Annotated in this window: 9 protein-coding genes; 8 read left to right on the top strand and 1 reads right to left on the bottom strand. The window is 34.8% G+C overall.

Translation table 11 applies throughout. The features are described 5' to 3' along the window. Nucleotides 1-314: 314 nt before the first annotated feature. The 6 genes from Q8907_10035 (at nt 315) to Q8907_10010 (ending at nt 6,415) form a co-directional block, all read left to right on the top strand. Nucleotides 315-1,277 (top strand): AraC family transcriptional regulator, encoded by a 963-nt coding sequence (locus Q8907_10035; GenBank protein MDP4274605.1) that lies wholly within the window; start codon nt 315-317, stop codon nt 1,275-1,277. Nucleotides 1,278-1,645: 368 nt separating this feature from the next. Continuing rightward, nucleotides 1,646-2,809 carry a serine hydrolase domain-containing protein gene (locus Q8907_10030; GenBank protein ID MDP4274604.1) on the top strand — a complete coding sequence of 388 codons (1,164 nt, stop codon included), beginning with the start codon at nt 1,646-1,648 and terminating at the stop codon, nt 2,807-2,809. Between the two features lie 193 nt (nt 2,810-3,002). Beyond that, nucleotides 3,003-3,662: a hypothetical protein gene (locus tag Q8907_10025; GenBank protein MDP4274603.1), complete on the top strand. Its 660-nt coding sequence runs from the start codon at nt 3,003-3,005 to the stop codon at nt 3,660-3,662. Between the two features lie 111 nt (nt 3,663-3,773). After that, complete coding sequence (locus Q8907_10020; GenBank protein ID MDP4274602.1) at nt 3,774-4,496, top strand: hypothetical protein; 723 nt, start codon at nt 3,774-3,776, stop codon at nt 4,494-4,496. 196 nt (nt 4,497-4,692) lie between these two features. Continuing rightward, nucleotides 4,693-5,658, top strand: a complete 966-nt coding sequence (locus Q8907_10015; GenBank protein MDP4274601.1) for an alpha/beta hydrolase — start codon at nt 4,693-4,695, stop codon at nt 5,656-5,658. A gap of 412 nt (nt 5,659-6,070) precedes the next feature. Further along, nucleotides 6,071-6,415 carry a cupin domain-containing protein gene (locus tag Q8907_10010; GenBank protein MDP4274600.1) on the top strand — a complete coding sequence of 115 codons (345 nt, stop codon included), beginning with the start codon at nt 6,071-6,073 and terminating at the stop codon, nt 6,413-6,415. A gap of 68 nt (nt 6,416-6,483) precedes the next feature. Here Q8907_10010 and Q8907_10005 read toward each other — a convergent pair whose 3' ends face one another. Next, a complete protein-coding gene (locus Q8907_10005; GenBank protein ID MDP4274599.1) occupies nt 6,484-6,660 on the bottom strand; it encodes a hypothetical protein in 177 nt (58 codons plus the stop codon). A 111-nt stretch (nt 6,661-6,771) separates the two neighbouring features. Here Q8907_10005 and Q8907_10000 point away from each other — a divergent pair, with 111 nt between their 5' ends. Continuing rightward, nucleotides 6,772-7,554, top strand: a complete 783-nt coding sequence (locus tag Q8907_10000; GenBank protein ID MDP4274598.1) for a class I SAM-dependent methyltransferase — start codon at nt 6,772-6,774, stop codon at nt 7,552-7,554. A 36-nt stretch (nt 7,555-7,590) separates the two neighbouring features. Then, complete coding sequence (locus Q8907_09995; protein MDP4274597.1) at nt 7,591-7,734, top strand: hypothetical protein; 144 nt, start codon at nt 7,591-7,593, stop codon at nt 7,732-7,734. Nucleotides 7,735-7,739 lie beyond the last annotated feature (5 nt).

Here is a 7,739-nt window from a genome sequence, read left to right as displayed (position 1 = left end):
AGAAAACGACCAGAGGAATTTACTAAACGACTGACCAACTTTATTCAAAAGACACGTGAAAACAAACTTATTCCAGGATTTGGTGGAATTGACAAATATTATTAGCCTGAATTATAATAGACTTTAATACGACAGAAAAACCACGAACCGCTAACAACGGCTCATAAGCAATGGCAGGGCTTGCAGCGTATTCAACGTCTCGTCTCGCAGCAAATTCGGCACGTGGGATACAGACGCATCTCCGAACTCAGCCATAGCCCATAGCCCCAACCGTTAGTCACAAGTTTAAAATATGACAGTCAATAGTTTTAGAAATGAATACAAAAGACAAAAGCAGACAAGAATACATAGCAAGAATAAATAGAGTGATTGACTATATCGAAAAGCATTTAAACGAAGTTATTACACTTGATAAAATTTCTCAAATTGCTTGTTTTTCACCGTTTCATTTCCACCGTATTTTCTCAACTTTAACAAATGAAACAATAAATACTTTTATTCAACGAATACGAATTGAAAAAGCAGCCCAACAACTTAGAAATGACGAAAATGTTTCAATAAGCGAAATAGCTTATAATTGTGGGTTTGGTAGTGTAGCCCATTTTAGCCGAACATTTCGCAAATATTTTGGTTTGACTGCCAAAGAATTTAGGGAAACTGAAAAAGCAATTTTTGCAAAAGACGGTTTATATTTTAGCAAGAATGGTCAACTGACCCGCAAGATAAATCAAATGAGTCCAGATTTTAAAGGACAACTTTGTAGTGATAATTTTAATCAATTTAATCACTCAAATTTTATAATTATGGACACAAAAATCGAAATTAAAGAAATGCCTGAAATTAATGTCGTTTACTGTAGACACACAGGTCAGTTTAACCAAATCGGGAAAGCTTATGAAAAGCTTATGAAATGGGCAGGTCCACGAGGTCTGTTAAATTTTCCAGAAACAAAAACGATTACTGTTTATCATGACGACCCTACTATAACTGCGATTGAACAAGTTCGTCAAAGTGCTTGTATTACTGTAGATAACGATGTGAAAGTTGATGGCGAGATTGGCAAAATGAAGTTAGAAGGCGGCAAATATGCTGTCGGTCATTTTGAAATTGATGAGAAAGGATTTGAAAAAGCTTGGAATACAATGTGTTTATGGTTTACAGAAAGTGGATATCAACCAAGGGATGGTTACCCATATGAGTTATACTACAATTCGCCGGATGAAGACTCTAAACGCAGATTTGTCTTAGACATATGTATTCCAGTGAAAACGTTGTAGTTTTCATCCGAAGAACAAATTAAGCTATAGAGCGATTGAGATTTTATCTATCGCTCTATTAGGCTTTATAATAAATGGTGAATTAAACATAATAGAAAAAACCCATGTCTAACACATGGAATAGTGTATGCGGGTTTCAGTGGTTTTCGAAGGTTTACGTCTCGCGAAAGGGTCAGAGTAAGTTGAAAGGAAATCACTTCGTAATCCCACACGACACAATACCGCCGACCATTAGTTAGCATGGTAAAAACAAAAATGACAAAACCAATTTTAAATTGAAAAACACATTTCTATTTTTTTTACTTTTTATTTCCTCATATAGTTTTTCTCAACAGGGAATAACACTATCTATCTCGAAACCGGGGAAAATGGACATATCATCGGCAGGCTTAAATAAAATAGACTCTCTTATGCTAAGATATGTTGACGAAAAGAAACTTCCTGGTATGGTAATTATGGTTGCCCGACACGGTAAAATTGTAAAATTTGAAAAGTACGGATTGATGGATGTTGACAAGCCAATGGATTTAAATGCGATTTTTAGAATTGCCTCAATGACAAAGCCAATTACAAGTGTAGCTGCGATGATATTATACGATGAGGGCTATTTTCAATTGGATGATCCGGTTGCCAAATATGTTCCTGAATTTCAAGATTTGAAAGTATTTTCATATAAAGACAAAAATGGAATACATGTAGAGGAGCAGAAAACGCCAATGACAATTCGAAATCTTTTAACTCATACATCCGGATTTTCTAGTGGCATGGAAGATAGTCCGGTTGATTCACTTTATAGGGTAGCAGATCTTTCGAATGCTTTTACTTTAAAGGATTTAATTCAAAAATTAGCAAAAATTCCTCTAAAATATCAACCTGGAACGAGATGGCAATATGGCGAATCAACAGATGTATTAGGATATTTAGTTGAAGTTCTATCTGGAAAATCATTGGATTTATTCTTCAAAGAGCGAATATTTAAGCCATTAAAAATGGTCGAGACTGATTATTTTGTTCCTAATGAAAAAATATCTCTAGTTTCAAAGGTTTATGCAATAGGTCAGCATGGTATGGAAATGATTAAAAATCCTGAAGTAAATAATTTATCTAAATCCGTTAAATCAATCCGTGGCAACGGAGGCTTACTTTCTACTGCCTCAGATTATATGATTTTTTCACAAATGATACTCAATAAAGGTGTTTATAATGGAGTACGTATTTTAAAGAGCAACACCGTTGACCTAATGACTTCAAATCAACTATCTCACGTAATCATGCCCGATGATGATTTTATGGGTAAAATAATGCTAGGGATGGGATTCGGATTTGGTTTTGCAATACTACAGGATGAAATTAAGGCGAATACTATTGGAACTCCCGGTTCATACTGGTGGTCTGGCTCAGCAAACACTTACTTTTATATTGACCCAAAAGAAGAATTGGTCTTAATTTTAATGACACAGTTTGTTCCAAATTTCCATTATCCAGTTTTTAAGGAATTCAGAGAATTGGTGTATAAGTCCATTGAAAGTTAGATGATATAATAAAAACTATGCCACCTAACAAAGGGTCATAAAACATATCGGTTTTTAGTAGGTTTGCAAGCGTTTCGTCCCACATCAAGTTTCGTATCGTGTGATACAGACGCAATTCCGCAATCCGGCACGTTTCATAACCGCCAACCGTTAACAACAATTGAAAGAAACGTACATACTAAAATTAAAATATATGAAAAAACTATTAATTTCTGCGTTGGCAAGTTTACTGTTAGGATTGGTTTTCAAATTCCCTCACATTCCTGGAGCATCATTATTGTTAATAATTGGAGCTTTGCTGTTGTTTATTTATAGTGTTATTTTCTTCTTCAAGAATAAGAAAGAGAAATTGGTTGAATCATTGAAAAATTTATCATTCTCTTTCTTGACAATTTACTTACTTTTTCGGATTCAGTTTTGGTATGGTGGACCTGTTATTTTTGGATTTAATTTTCTTTTCATAATTGCTTTTGGAATTTCATTTACGACATTGATTTATAAGTTTCAAGAAAGCAAGGAAATAAAGACATCTTTTATGCTATTTATAATTTATATGGTTTTTACGATTTTTATTTCATTTACTCACGCAGACAGGATTTATTATTTTGTGAACCTAAATGAAATTACAGGAACTGAAGCAAGAAATGAAAGTTATAAGGCATGGGATAAATATAGTTGGTTTTTGTATGGAGTCGACAAACAAAAGGAAGCTCTTGAAGCTAACAAAAACGCACAAAAAATAATCGAAGAAAAGCTTAAAAATTCACAAAACACATTAATGATAAATGATTTTGAAATTATCAAGAAACACGGAGAATCTATTCGTGACAAGAACTGGAATGATTATGAATAAAAAAATAACGGTTGCTAACAAGCGGTATAAAACATGCCGGGGACTGGAATTTTCTTGAGATGCGTCCCGCATCTTTTTTCGTATGGCGGTAATGTTAAAAAAGCTTCGAACATGAGTAAATTCTTGATAATATTTTTTGTTGGATTTATTAGTTGTACTAGCAACAATGCTCAAAAAGATTTGTCAAAGGACTTGCCAAAAGACCTAGATGAAGCGATAAACTACTTTGATAACAAATGGACAGACCAAGAAAAGGAAGAATTTATAAAAGACTCATTAAAAAATGCCCATTTTTCAATTGGTATGTGGATTAGGAATAGCTGGATACGTAATCAGTGTGATACTTTATTAGTTAAATATTTTAATAAAATAGGGATATTTCATCCCGATGATATGTCTTCGATAATATTGACTTCTCTCTATCGAAAACTGACAAATAAGACCATTGATTTAAATAAGCAGATTGAGGTTTACAAAAAATATTGGGGGAAAATTAATGATTGCAGCAAAACACAAAGGATTTTAGCCACTGAAAACTATAAAAAGCACAGAATTGGCGACAAGATTTCTATCTTTATGCCAGTAGATACAGCCGACGGACAAAGAAATGCGGTAATTTATGTTTGTCCAAATATTGTTTGGACTTACAACTCCAAAGTTGATTTACAAATTGACGGAGTAATAAAGGATAAATATTTCATAAATGATAGTAATAATGTATTCTTTAAGGTTTTAATAGTGAAACTGAATTACCCTAATACAACGGTACTTATGAAAAATGCAAAAGTAAATAGGATTATGGATTTTTCATTAGTTGGATTGACAATAAAATAAACACTATAGCCAACACACCGTATAGTTTATTGCCGTTGCAGTGCCAATTTTAAGGTTTTAGCTCTTTTCAAAGCTTATTGTACCTTGATAGAAAATTGCTTCGAAATCGGCAACAAACTATAGCCGTCAACGTTGTTTGTAATTTTAACTTGAAAATGGAAAATCCCATAAACCAAATACTCTTATAAAGTTGAAAATGAAACACTTTAAACAAATTCTTGTTATTGGTATTCTAACAATTTTGACAACTAATTATATCGTTGCGCAAACAGGAAAAGTTTATTCAAATGGACTCACCATCGCCTATGAAGCTTTTGGAAATAAAGAGAATGAAGCAATCATTTTCATACAGGGTACAGGAGCAACTATGCTTCATTATCCCGAACAGTTATGTCAAAAGTTGGCTTCAAAAGGATTTTATGTAATACGATTTGACAACAGGGATATAGGTTTATCCACACATCTTGATTCATTAGGACAGCCAGACTGGAACGCCATTGGTCCATATGTGGGCACCTGTAAACCTGCTCCATTGCCCTATACACTGCTGGATATGGCCAAAGATGTTATCGGATTAATGGATGCGCTGAATATTAATAATGCCCATATTGTAGGTGCTTCAATGGGCGGGATTATAGCCCAGCTTATAGCCATTCATTTTCCTGACAGGGTACTCTCGCTGACTAGCATTTCAGCCTCATCAGGGAATCCCAGACGCCCACAAGGTAATGAAAAAGTATTGACGGCCATGGCAACACCACCTCCTGCAACCTCTAATAAGGATTCTCTGGCAACCTACCTTGTAAAAGTCTATAAAGTACTTGGTGCTGTTGACAGTGAGGATGTACTCAGGAAACGTGCACTGGAGCATGTTAAAAACAGAAATTGGGACCCTCCGGCTGTAAACAGACAGGTCGCAGCAGTTCTTATTGGGGATTATTGCGACAGGCGGCCAGAGCTTACAAAATTAAAAATGCCTGTTATGGTAATACACGGCGATTCAGATTCGCTGGTACCATTAACGGCAGGAAAAGAATTGGCTGCTACCATTCCGGGAGCTGAATTATGCATAATTAATGGAATGGGGCATGATCTTTCTTTGAAATTTGTTAATCAAATCTCAGATTGCATTATTAAAATCGCATCTCGATCTGGAAAATAGCAAAGACAATAACTACAAACAACACACTGTATAGCCGCAAACTTTGCGCACAATTTAAAAAGCAACTTTTATCATTAATTCAATTACTAACTAATAAAAATTATTATAAAATGTAGGTTTTCCTTATGCCAAACGGTACGTTTTATAACGTGCCGATTTGGTATAAGGAAAGTGCCAATTTAAAAATGTTCAACAATCAAAAGGGAGAATCGGCAGACTTGTGTTACAACATAAACTCTGCCATCAAACATATACTTTTATTGCTTGATTTGGAGTATTATATGACAATGATTTCATAACTTTAATAAATAATTCACTGATTAATTAGCTGTTCATAGAAAACAACAATTGCCAATACGGTTTGTAAATCCAATATTCTGTTAGAACATGAAAATAAAGAAAGGAGCGCACTATGAGCAACGAACAAACAGCACCTGAGACGAAAGGCATTAGGGTGAAGTTACTTACAACAGTTGACCTTGGCCCTGAAATAGAGGGAATGGCAGGGCGGCAGCTTCGGATGCGTATGGTGACCTTTGAGCCTGGAGGTGTATTTGGTCCTATTCACGACCATAGAGACAGACCAGGTACCGTTTACATACTTCAAGGAACGATCACTGATCATCGAAATGGAGTCGCGACGGATTATGGGCCTGGAGTGGGCTGGCCAGAGGATAAGAACACCACACACTGGCTAGAGAACAGAGGAACCATTCCGGCAGTGGAGATTTCGGTTGATATAGTCAGGAAAGAGTAAGCTCAGGGGAACAACGGAGTTGTATAATGGCAACCGTGCAAGCTCCTTTTCCCATTCATTTTTTCAGCTCATGCAAATCTGGCTTCCTCCCTTTTCAACCGGATAAGGAACTCTATAAGCCACAAATAACATAGATATTTTCGTATCCCTGATTCTGCAGCCATATCTTCAATATTTTCCGGTTTATAAAAGAGTTCAACAACTATTTGTTTAAAATCTCGATCATATTTCCTTCTGCTTTTCATAATCCGTTAAGTTAATTTTTTTTCTTAACTTATTGTCTGATTTTTTATAACAGTTCCACTCGCCTGCTACCGCCAGCCGTTGTGCGTTATACAATAAACAAAAACCGCATCATGAAAGAATCTATAAAATTTGATAAAGTAGCTGACATTTATGATTTTTATGTGAATGTTGATTTTGATATTCCATTTTTCCTTAAAGAGACTGAAGAATTTAATGGAGAAATATTAGAATTAATGTGTGGCACAGGGCGAGTATCAATTCCTTTACTAGATTCAGGACTAAACATGACCTGTGTTGATTATTCAAAAGGGATGTTAGATTCATTTGAACGAAAAATTAAAAACAAAATTTACTCCGTAACTTTGGTTCAAATGGATGTGACTAATCTGAATTTGGATAAAAAATTTGGTTTGATAATTTTGCCCTTTCATTCAATTACCGAGATTATTTCAACTGATTTGCAGATTAAAGCATTGCAATCAATTTCTTCACATCTTGATAAAGACGGCATTTTTATTTTAACACTTCAAAATCCTAAAACTCGATTAAGATTAGCAGATGGCAATACAAGGATAATGGGAAAATTCCAAATAGCAGACAACAGACAGTTGATTATTTCATCTATGAATCAATACAACGAAACCGATAAAATAGTTTCAGGATTTCAATTCTATGAAATATACGATTCGATGAATATCCTGATTGAGAAAAGATTCCTGGAAATAAATTTCAAACCAATAACTGATTCGAAATTAAGGAGTATGATTAAAACTGCAGGATTAGAGGTTTTTGAAATGTATGGAGATTATTTGTATGGTCGTTTTGATGAGGAGACAAGTAACTTTATGATTTATAAAATGAGAAAAAATAAAGCACAAACGCACAATAAATAGGAGCCTGAGCGGTCTGCAAAACCCGGCGATGAGTCTGTGTTGAACTACAACCGCCGGGCTATGGGCTATGTACTTAATGAGGTTTGGGGATATTTTGGGGATACTTATGGGAGAAATCCAAAGGAGATAGGACAAAATACACCTTACGATAAACTTGAAAAAATTCAACCTCCTAGATAAAAAGT

The sequence above is a fragment of the Bacteroidota bacterium genome (assembly GCA_030706565.1).
Classification (GTDB): domain Bacteria; phylum Bacteroidota; class Bacteroidia; order Bacteroidales; family JAUZOH01; genus JAUZOH01.
Note: the sequence above shows the minus strand (reverse complement) of the source record. Positions and strands in the feature narration are given on the sequence as shown.

Bases quoted from the DNA above. Each gene is read 5' to 3' on its own strand.
- Q8907_10005 (MDP4274599.1), bottom strand. From the start codon at position 6,660: ATGAAAAGCAGAAGGAAATATGATCGAGATTTTAAACAAATAGTTGTT.
- Q8907_10000 (MDP4274598.1), top strand. From the start codon at position 6,772: ATGAAAGAATCTATAAAATTTGATAAAGTAGCTGACATTTATGATTTT.
- Q8907_10020 (MDP4274602.1), top strand. From the start codon at position 3,774: ATGAGTAAATTCTTGATAATATTTTTTGTTGGATTTATTAGTTGTACT.
- Q8907_10025 (MDP4274603.1), top strand. From the start codon at position 3,003: ATGAAAAAACTATTAATTTCTGCGTTGGCAAGTTTACTGTTAGGATTG.
- Q8907_10010 (MDP4274600.1), top strand. From the start codon at position 6,071: ATGAGCAACGAACAAACAGCACCTGAGACGAAAGGCATTAGGGTGAAG.
- Q8907_10015 (MDP4274601.1), top strand. From the start codon at position 4,693: ATGAAACACTTTAAACAAATTCTTGTTATTGGTATTCTAACAATTTTG.
- Q8907_10030 (MDP4274604.1), top strand. From the start codon at position 1,646: ATGGACATATCATCGGCAGGCTTAAATAAAATAGACTCTCTTATGCTA.
- Q8907_10035 (MDP4274605.1), top strand. From the start codon at position 315: ATGAATACAAAAGACAAAAGCAGACAAGAATACATAGCAAGAATAAAT.